Source organism: Aquiflexum sp. (genome assembly GCF_977115555.1).
Window position 1 is genome coordinate 23,361 of the sequence record NZ_CDSBKL010000002.1, and the last position, 17,062, is coordinate 40,422.

16 protein-coding genes and 1 pseudogene are annotated in these 17,062 nt (G+C 40.0%); 13 read left to right on the plus strand and 4 right to left on the minus strand.

Features of this window, described 5'->3' with window-relative positions:
• Nucleotides 1–54 precede the first annotated feature (54 nt).
• The 4 genes from ACZFYI_RS00330 to ACZFYI_RS00345 form a co-directional block, all read right to left on the minus strand.
• Nucleotides 55–2,580 carry an ATP-dependent Clp protease ATP-binding subunit gene (locus tag ACZFYI_RS00330; protein ID WP_462522129.1) on the minus strand — a complete coding sequence of 842 codons (2,526 nt, stop codon included), beginning with the start codon at nucleotides 2,578–2,580 and terminating at the stop codon, nucleotides 55–57.
• Nucleotides 2,581–2,662: 82 nt separating this feature from the next.
• Nucleotides 2,663–3,295, minus strand: coding sequence for a WbqC family protein (locus tag ACZFYI_RS00335; protein WP_462522130.1), 633 nt, complete (start codon nucleotides 3,293–3,295; stop codon nucleotides 2,663–2,665).
• Nucleotides 3,296–3,374: 79 nt separating this feature from the next.
• Nucleotides 3,375–4,004 (minus strand): L-threonylcarbamoyladenylate synthase, encoded by a 630-nt coding sequence (locus ACZFYI_RS00340; RefSeq protein WP_462522145.1) that lies wholly within the window; start codon nucleotides 4,002–4,004, stop codon nucleotides 3,375–3,377.
• 14 nt (nucleotides 4,005–4,018) lie between these two features.
• A complete protein-coding gene (locus tag ACZFYI_RS00345; RefSeq protein ID WP_462522131.1) occupies nucleotides 4,019–4,438 on the minus strand; it encodes a (deoxy)nucleoside triphosphate pyrophosphohydrolase in 420 nt (139 codons plus the stop codon).
• A 74-nt stretch (nucleotides 4,439–4,512) separates the two neighbouring features.
• Here ACZFYI_RS00345 and mltG point away from each other — a divergent pair, with 74 nt between their 5' ends.
• The 13 genes and pseudogenes from mltG to prfB all read left to right on the plus strand — a co-directional run.
• Complete coding sequence (gene mltG / locus ACZFYI_RS00350; RefSeq protein WP_462522132.1) at nucleotides 4,513–5,556, plus strand: endolytic transglycosylase MltG; 1,044 nt, start codon at nucleotides 4,513–4,515, stop codon at nucleotides 5,554–5,556.
• 1 nt (nucleotide 5,557) lies between these two features.
• A complete protein-coding gene (locus ACZFYI_RS00355) occupies nucleotides 5,558–5,965 on the plus strand; it encodes an acyl-CoA thioesterase (protein ID WP_462522133.1) in 408 nt (135 codons plus the stop codon).
• Nucleotides 5,966–5,976: 11 nt separating this feature from the next.
• The gene (locus tag ACZFYI_RS00360; RefSeq protein ID WP_462522134.1) at nucleotides 5,977–6,930 is read left to right on the plus strand and encodes a YihY/virulence factor BrkB family protein; all 954 of its coding nucleotides are present in this window, start codon (nucleotides 5,977–5,979) and stop codon (nucleotides 6,928–6,930) included.
• Between the two features lie 86 nt (nucleotides 6,931–7,016).
• A complete protein-coding gene (gene pta, locus ACZFYI_RS00365; RefSeq protein WP_462522135.1) occupies nucleotides 7,017–9,113 on the plus strand; it encodes a phosphate acetyltransferase in 2,097 nt (698 codons plus the stop codon).
• A gap of 73 nt (nucleotides 9,114–9,186) precedes the next feature.
• Nucleotides 9,187–9,558 carry a globin domain-containing protein gene (locus tag ACZFYI_RS00370; RefSeq protein ID WP_462522136.1) on the plus strand — a complete coding sequence of 124 codons (372 nt, stop codon included), beginning with the start codon at nucleotides 9,187–9,189 and terminating at the stop codon, nucleotides 9,556–9,558.
• Nucleotides 9,559–9,561: 3 nt separating this feature from the next.
• Nucleotides 9,562–10,326 (plus strand): lysophospholipid acyltransferase family protein, encoded by a 765-nt coding sequence (locus ACZFYI_RS00375; protein ID WP_462522137.1) that lies wholly within the window; start codon nucleotides 9,562–9,564, stop codon nucleotides 10,324–10,326.
• Complete coding sequence (gene gatC / locus ACZFYI_RS00380) at nucleotides 10,323–10,610, plus strand: Asp-tRNA(Asn)/Glu-tRNA(Gln) amidotransferase subunit GatC (RefSeq protein ID WP_462522138.1); 288 nt, start codon at nucleotides 10,323–10,325, stop codon at nucleotides 10,608–10,610. The genes ACZFYI_RS00375 and gatC overlap by 4 nt, the downstream gene beginning before the upstream one ends.
• Before the next feature lie 38 nt (nucleotides 10,611–10,648).
• Nucleotides 10,649–13,420, plus strand: coding sequence for a tetratricopeptide repeat protein (locus ACZFYI_RS00385; protein ID WP_462522139.1), 2,772 nt, complete (start codon nucleotides 10,649–10,651; stop codon nucleotides 13,418–13,420).
• 80 nt (nucleotides 13,421–13,500) lie between these two features.
• Nucleotides 13,501–14,223: an ABC transporter ATP-binding protein gene (locus tag ACZFYI_RS00390; protein ID WP_462522140.1), complete on the plus strand. Its 723-nt coding sequence runs from the start codon at nucleotides 13,501–13,503 to the stop codon at nucleotides 14,221–14,223.
• Nucleotides 14,224–14,302: 79 nt separating this feature from the next.
• Nucleotides 14,303–14,851 (plus strand): cob(I)yrinic acid a,c-diamide adenosyltransferase, encoded by a 549-nt coding sequence (locus tag ACZFYI_RS00395; protein WP_462522141.1) that lies wholly within the window; start codon nucleotides 14,303–14,305, stop codon nucleotides 14,849–14,851.
• 4 nt (nucleotides 14,852–14,855) lie between these two features.
• Nucleotides 14,856–15,923, plus strand: a complete 1,068-nt coding sequence (locus tag ACZFYI_RS00400; protein ID WP_462522142.1) for a branched-chain amino acid aminotransferase — start codon at nucleotides 14,856–14,858, stop codon at nucleotides 15,921–15,923.
• A gap of 393 nt (nucleotides 15,924–16,316) precedes the next feature.
• Nucleotides 16,317–16,841: a hypothetical protein gene (locus tag ACZFYI_RS00405; RefSeq protein WP_462522143.1), complete on the plus strand. Its 525-nt coding sequence runs from the start codon at nucleotides 16,317–16,319 to the stop codon at nucleotides 16,839–16,841.
• A 62-nt stretch (nucleotides 16,842–16,903) separates the two neighbouring features.
• Nucleotides 16,904–17,062, plus strand: a pseudogene (gene prfB, locus ACZFYI_RS00410) (peptide chain release factor 2); the annotation flags it as partial.

Consider the following 17,062-nt stretch of genomic DNA (forward strand, 5'->3'; position numbering starts at 1 on the left):
AAAAATAGGCGGACAATCTCTTATCCGCCTGTTTTAATTATCTGGATATTTATTTTATCCTGCTTTCTCCTTTTTATCAACAGTGATGGTCAATTGGTCACCCTCACCAGAATAATCCGCCATGATGACGTCGCCTTCAGAAAGCTCTCCTTTAAGGATTTCTTCAGCGAGTGCATCTTCGAGATATCTCTGTATAGCTCTATTGAGAGGTCTAGCACCGTACTGTTGGTCATAGCCTTTTTCAGCCAGGAAGTCTTTGGCTTTTTCAGTCAGCTTTATAGAATATCCCAAATCTGTTATTCTCTTGAAAAGCTTGCTTAAACTGATATCGATGATCTTATGGATATGCTCTTTATCAAGTGAATTAAATACCACAACATCATCAAGCCTATTTAGGAATTCAGGACTGAATGCTTTTCTTAAAGCACTTTGAATGGTGGATTTCATCACATCATCCACGCTGGTAGTTTTGGCTTTAGAAGCAAACCCTATACCTGCTCCAAAATCTTTCAAATCTCTGACTCCAATATTAGATGTCATGATGATGATGGTGTTTCTGAAGTCCACTCTTCTTCCCAATCCGTCTGTAAGAATTCCGTCATCCAAAACCTGAAGTAAGATGTTGAAAACATCAGGATGCGCTTTTTCGATTTCGTCAAGGAGGACTACAGAATATGGCTTTCTTCTGACCTTTTCAGTCAACTGGCCACCTTCTTCATAACCGACGTATCCTGGAGGTGCTCCGACAAGACGGGATACACTGAATTTCTCCATATATTCAGACATGTCAATCCTGATCAAAGCATCATCCTTATCAAAGAGGTAATTGGCCAACATTTTGGCAAGTTCTGTCTTGCCTACTCCAGTAGGTCCAAGGAAAATGAATGAACCTATTGGCTTTTTCGGATCTTTTAAACCCACTCTTGTTCTTTGGATAGCTTTTGAAAGCTTTTTGATAGCTTCTTCCTGTCCGATAACTTTTGCCTGAAGCTCTTCATTCATGTTTAGAAGCTTCAACCCCTCATTCTGTGCAATTCTTTTTGCAGGAATTCCGGTCATCATGGCAATCACTTCGGCAACATTGTCCTCTTCAACAGTGTAGCGCTTGGTTTTACTGTCTTCTTCCCATTTGGCTTTGGCATTTTCGAGTTGCTCCAGGAGTTTTTTCTCTTTGTCTCTCAATTGGGCAGCTTCCTCATATTTCTGACTTTTAACGACCCTGTTTTTCTCCACTTTTATTTTCTCCACTTCTTCCTCGAGTCTCAAAATATCTTCCGGTACGTGGATATTGTTAATGTGAACCCTTGCTCCCGCTTCGTCAAGAATGTCAATAGCCTTGTCAGGCAAGAATCTGTCTGAAATATACCTGTCAGAAAGCTTTACACACGCATCAATTGCCTCAGGGGTATAGATCACATTGTGGTGATCTTCATATTTATCCTTGATGTTGTTTAAGATTTGGATAGTTTCCTCAGGGGTAGTAGCATCTACCATTACCATTTGGAATCTCCTGGCCAATGCACCGTCTTTTTCGATATACTGTCTGTATTCGTCCAAGGTGGTTGCTCCGATACATTGGATCTCTCCACGTGCCAGAGCAGGTTTGAACATATTTGAAGCATCCAATGAACCGCTAGCACCGCCAGCACCTACTATGGTATGCAACTCATCAATAAATAAAATAACATTGGGAGATTTTTCAAGCTCGTTCATGACGGCTTTCATTCTCTCTTCAAATTGGCCTCTATATTTGGTTCCTGCCACCAAGGAAGCTAAGTCTAAAGTCACCACACGTTTGTTGAACAAGACACGTGATACTTTTTTCTGTACAATTCTCAATGCCAAACCTTCTGCAATAGCCGTCTTTCCTACACCGGGCTCCCCGATAAGGATAGGATTGTTTTTCTTTCTTCTTGAAAGTATTTGTGCGACCCTTTCGATTTCTTTTTCTCTGCCAATGATCGGATCCAGCTTGTCATCTTCAGCCATTTTGGTGAGATCACGCCCAAAATTATCCAATACAGGGGTTCTTGACTTTTCCCCGGTGGTTTTGGATGCTCCTGAAGAACTGCCTGAAGAACCGAACAATTTTGAACCATCCTCATCGGGATCATCTGCTTCCGCTTTTGCACGTGGAGAAGAATCAGTCTGAAATTCCAGCATCTCTTTTACAGAATCATAATTTGTATCAAACTTATGAAGAATCTGGGTAGCAATATTGTCCTCATCCCTTAGGATTGAAAGCAATAAATGCTCAGTTCCGATTAGTTGACTTTTGAATATTTTCGCTTCCAAATAGGTGATTTTCAAAACCTTTTCGGATTGCCTTGTCAACGGGATGTTGGCAAGGTTTTTTACATTATGCGTGGCTGTTCCTTTAACAGCCCTTTCGATAGAATTCCGAAGTTCGTCAAGTGGCACACCTAACTTCTTCAATATGGAAACAGCCACTCCTTCCCCTTCTCGAATCATACCCAGCAAGAGGTGCTCTGTACCGATGTAATCATGTCCCAACCGCAATGCTTCTTCACGACTGAGAGAGATCACCTCTTTGACCCTGTTTGAAAATTTTGCTTCCATGTATTTCCTTTCTAAATTTTATTTTAAATCTGTAATAATGTTACCGAATTTGTTTTAAAAACACAATCTATTTGCAGAATGTTCAATGATTTTTTTTCGAATGCATCAGGACTTCTTTCGATTCAGGCCCCATGCAAAACAACAAATCGATGATGCTCAAGTTGGGAACAAAGTCTAAGCCAAACATTTGTGGGTAATTGCGGGGGGTCATGACGTTTCTCAGAGTAAAACCTTCTTTAGTATGGATAATCCCTCGGGAATCGACAGATTCGGGTGCAAAGTCATTTTCCATCTCCAAATTCAACCTAACTTTCAGCTTTAGAAGCTTCAGACAAACTGTCAGTAATTCCAAATTTACATCAAACAAAAATGTCAGGTTTTTTTCGAAGACCTGTTCAAAATAAGGGTAGAAATATTCGTAAAACGGTGCTTTTCCATAGGCACTCTGAATTCCTCTGAGGTGGACATTTTTCCACTTTTGGCTATAATCGATTTTCACATCCTTGTACAGTTGCTTTTTACTGCTTCCGATGACCGGAACTGAAAGCACATCTACCTTATTGGCCAATAGAACCTGGGCTCTGTTTCTATAAGTCTGCTTCTGAAATCTCTCCGTTTGGTCAATATGAATTTCCTCAAAACCAAGTACAGAAACGAAATATTCGATGGGAGGCAAATAAAAAAGATCAGTTATTATGGTTCTATCTTGGCTCAAATGGTACTTTGTTTAGTAAGGAATAATAATTATTATGAAATTTAAGGATAATTTCAATTTTGACTTTACTGTGGCTTGATTACATGATGTCCTCGACAGAACCCAAACCTTGACGGACAACTTCAATTTCTTCACCGGTACAGTCCAAAATAGTAGACGCTACATTCTTCCCATATCCACCATCAATGACCACATCGACCAAATCCCCGTATTTTTCATAGATCAGCTCAGGATCAGTGCTGTATTCAATCACTTCATCTTCATCGTGGATGGAAGTGGTCAAAATAGGAGATCCCAACTCCTTCACCAAAAGTCTTGGAATGGCATGATCAGGAACCCTGATACCTACGGTTTTCTTGTTGCTGTTGAGAATTTTTGGAACAGAATTGTTGGCTTCCAAAATAAAGGTATAGGGACCTGGCAAAGCTTTTTTCATCATTTTGAATACAGGTGTGCTCAGGGCACGGGTATATTCAGAAATATTACTCAGGTCATAGCATATGAATGAAAAGTTATGCTTTTTCACCTTTATGCCTTTGATTTGGGCGATTCGCTCTACAGCCCTGAGATTGTGGATATTGCAGCCCATTCCATAAACCGTGTCTGTGGGATAAATGATTACCCCCCCGTCAAGAAGAATGTTGACGATTTTTTGGATTTTCTTGGGATCAGGATTTTCGGGATAAAGTTTGATAAATTCGGCGGCCATGGCAGCAAGGATATTCAAAGGTTTGGTTTATGGTTTATTTTAAACCATTCGATAAAGTCAATTACGATAGGGACATCTGCATCAGCCCAATCAAGAATAAGCAGATTTTCAGGTTCCATCCATTGGGTTTGATGATGCTCTGTAAGGACCAAATGTCCACTTATATAGCCACAAAGAAAAGGAATAAGTTCAATTTCCTTTCCTGCACCATAAGAATGAAAGCTACTTTTAAATGCCTTTTTTATCTCAATTTCAAGATTGAGTTCTTCTTTGATTTCCCGGATCAAACATGCTTCCGCAGATTCATTGGCTTCTATTTTTCCTCCCGGAAATTCCCATTTAAAGGGGAGGTCCATTTTTTTACCTCTTTGGGCAACGAGGATTTTTTCTTCCTTAATGATAATTGCACAAGTCACTCGAATGGTTTTTGCCATAGGTATAAAGGAATTGCCTGCCCTTGAACAAAAATCTCTATTTTTGCGGTTATTCTGTTATGTCATCAAATTTTATGTTCAAAGACAATAAAACAAAGTATTATCTCATAGCGGTGGTTTCCTTTTCGGTGCTCCTCACTTCCTTGTCCTTTTATTTTTATCAGGCATTTTTCAGCCCAAATGCCCTCATAGATAAGGAAGATCCTTATATTTTAAAAATCCCTAGTAATGCAACCTTCCAGATGGTATCAGACAGTCTTTACCAAAATGGCGTGATCCATGAACTGATTACTTTCAGTTTTGTATCAAAAGTACTTGGATATCAGGAAGCTGTAAAATCCGGATTATACACTATTCCTGCTAAAACAAGTAACCTGAATCTTGTCAGACTCTTGAGGTCGGGAAATCAGACTCCGATAAAATTGACTTTCAATAATGTCCGAACCAAAGAAGACCTTGCAGAAAAAATAACCAAAAACCTTGAAATCAGTCCGGATGCATTCATGGATTTGATTACCGACTCTGTATACATCCGAAAGTTCGGTTTTAAAGAAGAAACAGTCATGGGGATGTTCATTCCCAATACCTATGAAATCTGGTGGAATACAAGTGCTGAGAAGGTCTTTGACAGAATGTACAAGGAATATGGAAATTATTGGACTGAAGCAAGGTTGGCAAAAGCACAAAATTTGGGATTGACCCCGATAGAAGTCTCGACTTTGGCTTCAATTGTCCAAGCCGAAACCCAAAAATCTGATGAAAGACCTAAAGTTGCCGGTGTATATCTAAACAGGCTAAGAATCAATATGCCACTTCAAGCCGACCCGACTCTTGTCTTTGCAGTAGGAGATTTCAATCTAAAAAGGGTTCTGAATGTCCACAAAGAAATCGACAGCCCATATAATACCTATAAGAATACAGGCCTTCCCCCCGGCCCTATCAACTTGCCCGAAATATCCTCTCTTGAGGCTGTTTTGAATTACGAAGAACATGATTATTTATATTTCTGTGCCAAAGAGGATTTTTCAGGTTATCATGCCTTTGCAAAAAATTATAATGAACACATCAACAATGCCCGCAGGTACCAGGCAGCATTGAACAGATCTAAAATATACTGACATGTTCCAAGCAGAAACCAAAGTAAGGGTCCGGTATGCAGAAACAGACCAAATGGGATATGTTTATTATGGTAACTATGCCATGTATTTTGAGGTGGCAAGGGTCGAAGCGCTTCGTGCCGCAGGCTTTTCCTACAAACAGATGGAGGATGACGGAATCATCATGCCAGTTTTGGACCTTCATACCCAATTTATCAAACCAGGGAAATATGATGAGCTTCTGACTATAAAAACTACCATTCCTGAAATGCCGGGTATTAGGATAAAATTCGAATACGAAGTCTTCAATGAGTCCGAAGATTTGATTACCAAAGGCTGGACAACTTTGACTTTTTTGAAAAAAGAAAGCCATAAACCCTGCAGACCATCCCATTATTTACTAGATTTATTACGTCCATATTTCCAGTAATCTATTTTTAAGTGAAAAAGAGACTCCGTTTATTATCTATTCAATTTACGAGAAAAGCCAAGTTTCTTAGAAAATTCCATTTTGGAAATCCTGACCAAAACCTTTATGACGTGGGTAGGATATTCATGTTTCAAATGCGGAAAGATGAAATCACTGAAAGGGCGGGTGCTATGGCCTTCAGTTTTACAGTAGCGATGTTTCCGCTTTTACTTTTTCTATTAAACATCATCCCTTATATAGGATTGTTTTTCCCAAATGTCACCACTCAAAACATCCTTTTGTTTATCGGTGAATTTATTCCCTCAAGTGTCTATCAGGAAGCTGAAGCGACGATCATGGATATTGTCAGCAAACCGAGACAGAGCTTGTTGTCTCTTGGTTTTTTCTTGGCCTTATTTCTATCTACCAACGGCGTAGTCTCCATGATGAATGCGTTCAACGCTGTTTACAAAACGAAAGAAAATAGACCTTTTTGGATGACCCGACTTATTGCCATTGGAATTGTCATAATTTTGGTATTGGCCATTTGCGGTGCCGTAGTAATCATGATTTTTGGCAGCAGTATCCTTTACCGTATATCTGAATGGGAGATAGTTTCGAGCAATTTATATGTATTCATGCTTACTGTATTTAGATTTTTGGTACTTCTTTCGGTGTTTTTGATAGCCTTGGCATCGATTTTCAGGTTAGCCCCTGCTGTCCATGACAAATGGAAGTTTTTTTCTGTTGGATCCCTTACCGGAGGTGCGCTGATTACAGGAGGGTTTTACCTCTTTTCCTTTTACCTGAATAATTTTGCAACCTATAATAAACTGTACGGTTCCATTGGGGCGATGATAGCGGTTATGTTATGGCTGTTTATTACTTCCTTGATTGTATTGGTAAGTTTTGAGATCAATGTAAGTTTGGACAAAGCTGCGGGTAGGCATATTAAAACCAAAATAAAAGAAGAAGATGAATCATGATTTTTATCATGATTCAATAACATATTCATCAAGTTTGGAGTCCTTAACGCTTTTTAATTTTGTACCTGATTCAAAAATCATTTTATATGGAAACCAACAAAAGCATTTTCATTGCCACAACACAGCCATTCAGTGGAAAATCGATAGTAGCTCTTGGATTAGTCGATATGCTGCTTTCCAAAGCACATCGGATAGGCTACTTCAAACCCATAATAAACAACAAACCTGGGGTTAAAAAAGACCCACATTTTGAAACCCTGATCCAATATTTCAAACTCCCTATTCAATATGAAAAATCTTACGGATACACCAAAGAAGAAGCAAATCATTTGATCGAAGCGGGATTGCAAGGTGAAATATTTGATACCATCATCAGCAAATTTAAAGTGCTGGAAGAAGAGTATGATTTCACAATTATTGAAGGAAGTGATTTTTTGGGTGAAGGAACCGCTTTTGAATTTGATGCGAACGTGGCCATTGCAAAAAACCTTGGCTCTCCTGTAATAATTGTCCTATCCGGAGATGGCAAATCGGTATCCCAAATAGTAACATCTGCAGTGGTAACCATTAATAATTTTCTCCAGAGGAAAGTCAAAGTACTGGCAGTGGTCATCAACAAAGTAGAAGAAGATGACCGAAAAGAGATAAAAAAGAGCTTGCAGGGTCAATTGAATAAAGGTATAATCCTGGCGGTGATCCCCAAAATTCAGGAGCTGAAAAGTCCATCCATGAGAGAAATCAAGGAACACCTTGGAGCTGAGGTGATGTTTGGGGAAAATTTTCTCTCAAATCCTGTGGACCACTTCATTTTTGGAGCGATGCAGATTTCTAACTTCCTCAAGCATATCAAGAAGAATGTCTTGATAGTGACACCCGGAGACAGAGCGGATATCATCATGGCCTCCCTACAGGCCAACCATTCCAAAAATTTCCCGAGGATCGCAGGAATTGTTCTCACAGGGGGATTTGAAATCGCAGATTCAGTCATCAAATTGATAGAGGGTTCGGATGTCAATGTACCGATTTTGAGAGTAAACGATCCTTCCTTTTATGCTGCTACCAAAGTGGCGGCCATTCATTCCAAAATCAGTCCGGACTGTCCTGATAAAATCATTGGTGCCATCAATACCTTTAGGAAATATATCGATACCGATGCCCTTGAAAAAGAAATGATCAATTTTGTTGGTGTAGGTATGACACCAAGGATGTTTCAGTTTCAATTGGTCAAATGGGCAAAAAACAAAAAGAAACACATTGTATTGCCTGAAGGCCAAGATGACAGGATATTGAAGGCAGCTGACCGGCTTGTAAAGCAAAAAGTTGTGAAAATCACCCTACTTGGTGATGTCCAAGAAATCAATACAAGCATAAGCAGACTTGGATTATACCTCAACGAAGATAATTGCCAAATAATAAATCCCCGAGATTCTTCCAATTTTGAAGAATACGCGCATACGCTTTATGAATTGAGAAAAGGAAAAAACATGCCTTTGGAGGTCGCCCGAGACCTGATGACTGATGGGTCGTACTATGGAACAATGATGGTCCATAAAGGCCATGCCGACGGAATGGTTTCCGGAGCCATCCATACTACAGCCCACACCATTAGACCTGCACTTCAGTTTATCAAAACCAAGCCAGGCATTTCTTTGGTATCTTCTGTCTTTTTTATGTGCTTGACTGATAGGGTAACCGTTTTCGGTGATTGCGCCATCAATATCAACCCAAGTTCGGAGGAATTGGCCGAAATCGCCATTTCTTCTGCAGATACGAGTAGGAGGTTTGGAATCGAACCAAGGGTAGCCATGCTTTCCTATTCCTCAGGAGAATCCGGCACGGGAGAGGATGTAGAAAAAGTCCGGAAAGCTACCGAAATCGTCAAGTCAAAAAGACCGGACATCAAAGTAGAGGGACCAATCCAATATGATGCAGCAGTAGATCCTGCTACAGGCCGACAAAAAATGCCGAACTCGGAAGTGGCAGGAAATGCCTCTGTGCTGATTTTCCCTGACCTAAATACAGGTAACAATACCTATAAAGCTGTCCAAAGAGAAACCGGGGCGGTGGCTATTGGACCGATGTTGCAAGGCCTCAACAAACCTGTCAATGACCTCAGTCGTGGCTGTACGGTGGATGATATTTTCAACACTGTCGTAATTACAGCGATACAGGCACAGGAGTAATGTTATTTCAATTATTATTGGTTTGGGAATCGGCATTCATCAATTCTCAAACCTTTTTTATTAAGTTTCCCAAATGAATTCCCCGCAATCCATCTACGAATCCCTCGGTGAGGATAAGATAAAATTGATCGTCAAATACTTTTACCAAAATGTGGCAGAAATCAAGGAGTTGCGAAAGCTTTACCCGGAGGATTTGGCACCTGCCGAAGAAAGGCTATTTTTGTTCCTGATTCATGTATTTGGGGGCCCACATACTTACCTAGAGCAACGAGGACACCCCATGCTTCGCAGACGACATTTCCAATGGCCGATAGATGGTAACATGAGAAACTCCTGGCTCAATTGCATGCTTCCTGCAATCGAAAAAGTTCAAATGGACACAGATGTAAAAGAAGCATTACAAGGGTATTTTGTCAAAGTAGCAAACCATATGATCAATCAATAAGCCATGGTTATACTCAAAAGGATATATTCAATCTATGCTTTTTTGATCTTTGTTCTGACTTTTTTATTGCTATTTCCCCTTTTTCTAACTTGCATCTGGATTCCGGGTTGGGAGAAATACGGCCGGAAAGTCAATCAATTCTGGGCAAGCCTTTTCTTTTTTCTGATCTTAATGCCAATCAAAGTGGAGGGGAAAGGAAATATCAAAAGTGGCCAGCCTTATATTTTTGCCGCTAACCACTTTTCCTACCTGGACATCGCGATGATGGGTTTTATTCCAGGGGATGTCGTTTACATAGGGAAAAGCTCGATTAGGAAAGTCCCACTTTTTGGCTATTATTTTAAAAAATTACATATCGCGGTCAACAGGTCAAGTATCAAAAGTAGAAGTGAAGTATTGGTCAGGGCAAAAAACGCCATTTCCAAAGGAAGCAGCATTGTGATTTTTCCTGAAGGAGGAATTACTACAGGGATGCCTCCACACATGAACAAGTTTAAAGATGGTGCATTTAGTCTGGCCATAGACAAACAAATACCTTTGATTCCTGTCACTTTATCGTTTAATCATTTAATTTTGCCCGATGATGGGAGGTTTTTATTGAATTTCAAAAAAGGAAAAATCGTAATACATCCCCCAATCCAAACGCTTGGCCTGACTGCAAAAGACATTCAGGGCATCAGAAATAAATGTTATTACACCATTCAGGACCAACTTTGGGAAGACAACAACCTCTTGGATACTGAAAAAATAATAATTCATACTTTATGAAAATTGATTTGAATACCGTAAAGAAAATCTCTCACCTCGCAAGACTTGAGTTTGACGAAGTAGGAGCTGAAAAAATCCAAAAAGACATGACCCAAATCCTCGACTGGGTAGAGCAACTCAGCGAGGTGGATACCGACGGAATCGAGCCTATCACGACTATGTCTTCAGAAGTCAATGTCATGCGGGAAGATGTTGTCGGAGAGCACCTCTCACATGAAGCGGGATTGCTCAACGCCCCTCAGCGGGATTCGGATTACTTCAGGGTTCCAAAGGTGCTCGAATAATGCCTGCAAAAAACTACCGAAGAATTGACGATATAATTATGAAAGGCCTTCCAATATCACTTTCAGTGATAGGAGGCCTTTTCCTATTGTTCGGTGCTTTCATTTGGAAAAGGGGAATCATGCCCGTCCTTCCCGGAATTTTTTCGGAAGCCATCTCTGTACCCGTGAAATTGGTTCAGGTTGGTGGAGAATTGGTGAGAATTGAAATGGATAACTTTCTTTTGTTCCAAAATTTCGAATCCCTGCAGGCATTGACTTTCCCCTCCCTCACCCTGCTCTTCGGCGGCTTGGTTTGGGTACTTTTCTGCTTAGGACTTGCTTTGGTCAGCACTCTCAAAAAACTGTATTTTACCGCTGCAACCGCCTTGGTGATATTCTTAATGGCATTTAGCGGGATCAATGGTTTGAATATTGGCAGCATATCTAGCAATTATGCACTGATAGGATTGATGGTAGGAATCCTCATCCCACTGATTGGATTATCCTTTTTTGCAGTATCCTGGGGTATTTTGAGAAGATTTATTGTCCTCCTTATTTCAGGATCAGCTACACTCTACCTTCTGACACAAATATCGGAAATTCCTTCTCCTTGGCTTTGGTTGGGAGAAAACAGTGCTTTTCCCGCAACCGCTGTATCAGTTATTTTTCTGTTGCATATCGGTCATGCTTTCATTTCCGGAAGTTCCATTCTCCTGATTAAATTGAATAAAGGAACCGGAATCAAAATCACTTGGCACCTTCTGTTTATTTTCTTGATCTATTTCTTATTGGTCTTCTTTTCATTTTTGGACCTGACCGGAGAGGTGGATCTCCCCTTCCCAATTATTCAACCGGCAGTTTTGATGCTGATTGTCGGATTGATAGGGTATTATGTTTTGCAATTTAAAATCCAACAGACAGATCAGGTATACAAGCATCCCGAAATTGGAAAATCTTTCTTTTGGATAGGGTATGCCTTGACAACAATCACTTGGGGATGGGTTATCTTTAAGGAAAACCAACCTATGATAGAATTTTTCAACCATGTTTTTATCTATGGTCAGGTGGCTTTCAGCTTGTTGTTCTATCTATACCTGATGTCTAATTTTTCTGAAATTCTGAACTCAGGAAAAGACATTGAGAAAATCATTTTCAAGCCTCAGTTTTTTGCTTACTTCCACATGAGGATTGGGGCAATCATGGCTTTTGTGGTATTGGCCATCTATGCTGACGCAATCATAGGAGTGCAGTTGTCCTCAGGCAGTTCCAATATCAATGCCGAATACTATTATCAAACCGATAGACCTTTGGAAGCAGCGATACTCTATGAAAGTTCGTGGATGCAATACCGAAAAAACGACAAAGCTAAGAATTCAGCCGCTCATCTCCGGTTTTCCCTCAACCAAACCAACTTGGGCATGGAAAACCTGTACCAGGTTTTTGACAACTCTCCCTCAGTGATCAACACGATTTTACTGAGTTCCAAATTGCATCAGCAAGAAAAAATCTTTGATGCCGTTTTTTACCTTGAAAGAGGATTGAGTTACTTTCCGGGAAATCCTTATTTGATCAACAACCTCTCCTTGCTTTATTCTAAACTGAATAAGCCTACAGAGGCGATCTCAATACTTCAGGATATTACAGACCAAAATCCTGTCCTGAAATCCAACCTTCTTGGCTTGCAGGTCAAACATAAGTTAGAACCGACGGAAGCTTCAATAATTTCTGATGATCAAATATTCAGAATCAATTACTTGGTGTCAGAAAACGTGAAAGGCAATTTTGCACCCTATGAATTGAGCACCGCTAACCTTTCGGCGAATTTCCAATTGAAAACAGCAATTCTCCGCAACCAATGGACCAACAAGGTTACCTCTCCATTATCCTTGGACCTTGCCATCATTGATTCCCTTGTCGCTCAGGAGCAAATGAGTTTTGAGGAAATGAATTACAGGGAAACACGGATTTTGAGAACACTTCAGGAATCCTATATCAATGAAACGCTGAAATACCTGAACGGAACTGCGATGGTCCTACCCAATGCCGCAGGTTATTACCATTCAATTTCCGCCAAAATCCTCTTTGGTGAATTGGATTTCGAGAAATCTGCTGTAGATATCTTGGTAGCAATGGAAAGGGGTTTTCAGAATTTCCAGCCAATCCACCTAGCTATTTTACATTTTGGAGGAAGGCCCGAAGCAGCTCAAATAATCCATCAAAAATTTGAGGTTTCATTTCCCGCTTGGATGGCTTGGGATGAAAATGGTATTTTGGCAGAGAATGAAAATACTTTATTCTTCGAAAAAACAGCAAGACTTCACCAAGCTATGCCTACTGAATTCATGAAAAATATGGACGAAATCAAGGATCCAAACTTTCAGGCAGAATATGCTTTCAAAATATTGCTTCACAAAATGCATTGGTTGAATGCCCCGGATTTTGAGAAAGTCAAAAAAGTATTGATTCAAAATCTAGGAGATATCTGGACTTCCGAAGATTTGGACTCTTGGTATGCATTTGTGACCAACGAGGAAAAAACCGATCCTACAGGTAACATAAAAATACTGATCAAGCCTGACTTGGATTTAGGGAGAAATGCCTATTGGGTGCCATTGGTACTGAAAAAAGTAAATGCAGAACAAGATGACCTGAAGAAATATGAAATCCTACAGGATGCCATTCAGTTTTCAAAAGACCCTATGCTCTGGATAAATTATGTAAAGCAAAGCAGGAAACTTGGACTTGACAGCTATGCAAGTAATGCCCTGGTGGAGATGCAGGGATGGCTGACCTTATCCCAAATTGAAAAATTACAATTAGAAAACTTATAGCACCTTTTGTCGTATTTTGAAGGTAAAGTTTTTAGCTCTAAATCTTTTACTTTAAATTAAGGCTTTTAAATAATCCGCAGATGACTAAGATAATTGAAACTACCGCAATAAGTAAAACATATAAAATGGGTGCGGAGATAGTTGAAGCCCTTAAATCCATAACCATTACAGTCAACAAAGGTGAATATGTAGCTTTTATGGGTCCCTCAGGATCAGGCAAGTCTACATTGATGAACATCATCGGATGTTTGGATTCACCAACAACAGGCTCTTATGTTCTCAACGGAAAAGACGTCAGTGACATGACCGAAAATGAGCTTGCAGAAATCAGAAACAAAGAAATCGGATTTGTATTCCAGACTTTTAATCTTCTTCCCCGTGCAACTTGTCTAGATAATGTTGCGCTTCCCTTGATCTATGCAGGATATAACAAATCCGACAGACAGGAAATGGCCAATCAGGCATTGAAGAATGTGGAACTTGGAGACCGTGTAGGCCACAAGCCCAACGAACTTTCCGGAGGTCAAAGGCAAAGGGTAGCCATTGCCCGTGCTTTGGTCAATAACCCAAGTATCATCTTGGCCGATGAACCCACAGGTAATTTGGATTCCAAAACTTCTCATGGAATCATGGAGCTTTTCCACGAGCTCCATCAAAAAGGAAATACCATCATCATGGTAACTCACGAAGATGATATTGCTCATTATGCACATAGGATTATACGATTAAGAGATGGACTTGTCGAATCCGATACTATAAACCCAAACCCGACAAGAGGAATCTCTATGTTGGTAGAAGAATAAATTCCTGGGACAATTGTAAATTCTTTATGTTATTTTTGAGCCTTGATTTATCTGGCTACCAAAATACAATTTTGCTTCCATGAAAATATATACCAAAACCGGAGATACGGGAAAAACATCATTGTTGGGAGGCCGGAGGGTTTCAAAAGCAGAATTAAGAATCGATGCTTATGGTACTGTAGATGAGCTCAACAGTTACATCGGACTGCTTAGGGATCAGGAAATCAATAATAAAAGAGAATCCCTACTCAAAGAAATCCAAGACAGACTTTTCACCATCGGAGCCACTTTGGCAACCGAACCGGGTAAAGAAAATGTCAAAAAACCTGATCTTCACGATGAAGATCTTGAACTTTTGGAAAAAGAAATAGATGAAATGGAATCGGAGCTACCCCAATTGAGACATTTCATTCTTCCCGGAGGACATCAAACTGTATCTTTTTGCCACATAGCCAGGACAGTCTGTAGGAGAACCGAACGCTGCGTGATAGACCTGATGGAAATAGAGCATGTGGATGAAATTATCGTAAAATATTTAAACCGGCTTTCTGATTATCTTTTTGTTTTGGGAAGATTAATAGCTCAAGAATTAGGAGTTGAGGAAGTTACTTGGAAGCCCAGAATCTAATACCATGAAAACAACATTACAAATCGACATTACCAAAACAGGTGAATCCAAAATCAATGAAACAGATTTTGACAATTTGGTATTCGGGAAAACGATAAGCGACCACATGTTTGTGGCTGATTATATTGATGGGGAGTGGGCAGACCTGCGCATCGAACCCTACGCGCCTTTATCTCTCAATCCTTCCAATGCCACCCTTCATTATGGCCAATCTATTTTTGAAGGAATGAAAGCTTATAAAAATGAGGGTGGTGAAATCCTACTTTTCAGAGCAGATGCCAACCAGAAGAGATTGAATGAATCCGCGAAAAGAATGTGCATTCCTGAAGTTCCTGAAGAGATTTTTATGGAAGGACTGATGACGCTTTTGGATCTGGACAGGGCTTGGATTCCCAATAAGCCGGGTTATTCGCTTTACATCAGGCCCTTTGTTTTTGCGACTGATGACTATATCGGTGTCAGACCTTCAGAAAGGTACAAGTTCATGATCTTCACTTGCCCTGTTGGGAATTATTATTCCAAACCTGTGGCAGTAAAAGTCGAACAAAAATATACCCGTGCCATTGAAGGAGGTACAGGTCAGGCAAAAGCTGCCGGAAATTATGCGGGTTCTCTCTATCCTGCCCTTTTGGCTCAGAAGGCAGGCTACGACCAATTGCTTTGGACAGATGGCAAAACCCATCAGTTTATCGAAGAAAGCGGGACAATGAATGTGATGTTTATGATCAATGGTACGATTATCACCGCCCCGACCCATACAGGTACAATTCTAAAAGGCATCACGAGGGATTCTGTGTTAACATTGGCCAAAGAAATGGGATATCCTGTGGAAGAGCGTTTTTTGAGTGTGACTGAGCTGGAGAAAGCACTCGAAGAAGGCAACCTTCAGGATGCATTTGGGACTGGAACGGCCGCAACTATAGCCCATATCTTCAAAATCCACATCCACGGACAGGATTATATCCTACCCGAAAAGCCGTCCAATGCTTTCTCCCATCAGGTTCAAAAAACCCTTGATGACATCAAATATGGTAAAATTGAAGATAACCATGGATGGATTATCAAGTTGTAAAAGAGATTCCATTATTAAATGATAATTCGAAAAACCACCTTTAGGGTGGTTTTTTTGTGATAAATTCTCAAACCTGATTAGACATTGTAAGTATGTTATGGGTTTTCATTTCAATAGTCGAAAGCAATTACTTTTTCCAATTCATTAGAATTTGTTATTCAAAAACCATTGAATACTTTGCGAATGAGACCGAGAAATATTAATATGATTACATATCAGGAAGAATCGGAAGGGAAAATATATGCAGGTGTAATTTCATACCAATAGCTATCTACTCACCCAGGATTCAAAATCACACTCATTTCCTTATATTAGCCTAAAATCTTCTATTTCCGGAATATACCTCCATTTGAATTTTCCGTTATACTTGAAATAACGTTAGAGGCTGATTGAATGAAAAGCACTTTTCCCAAAACCAAAGTATCCTTCATTACCTTGACTCTGTTGTTTTCATTGGCGCATCAGTCCTTTTCCCAAAAATTCATCTTACTCCAACACGGTTCAAACACCAAATCAGCCCTCAGGTATCAGATTGGGGAAGAATTGACCTACAAGTCGACCAGATTTGATTATTTTGTGACGGATGTGATAGTGGATATCAAAACTGACATCATTGTCCTTTCTGAAAATATCCTCCAACCAAAGGATATCACCGTTGTGGACATCCGTAACAAAGACCCAAGGAATCAGACCATCAAAAACCTTTCTTTGCTCTCCATGGGGGCAGGAGTAATTTATCTTTTAGTCAACACCGTCAATAGCTTGTACCAACAAGGCGACCTGTCGAGATTGCAAGATTCTTGGGTTTTGTCAGCAGGACTTTTGGCCGGAGGGTATGGAATTTCTAAACTCCGCTATAAAGAGTTCCGACACAAAGGAGACAATAAAATACAGATTGTAATTCTGTATGGAGATTGAAAAGAAATAGGTAAATCGGGGATTTTTTACGAGTTTTGCACCTCGAAAAAACTAAATAAATTATGACATCAGACCAGTTGAAAGACTTGAGAGCCCGCGTTTCGGCTTTGAGGAGGTATCTTTGACTACGATAAGAAGAAAGCACAAATAGTAGATTTGGAGGCTGTTGGATCACAGCCCGGTTTCTGGAATGATTGTGATGAAGCGGAGAAAACAATGAA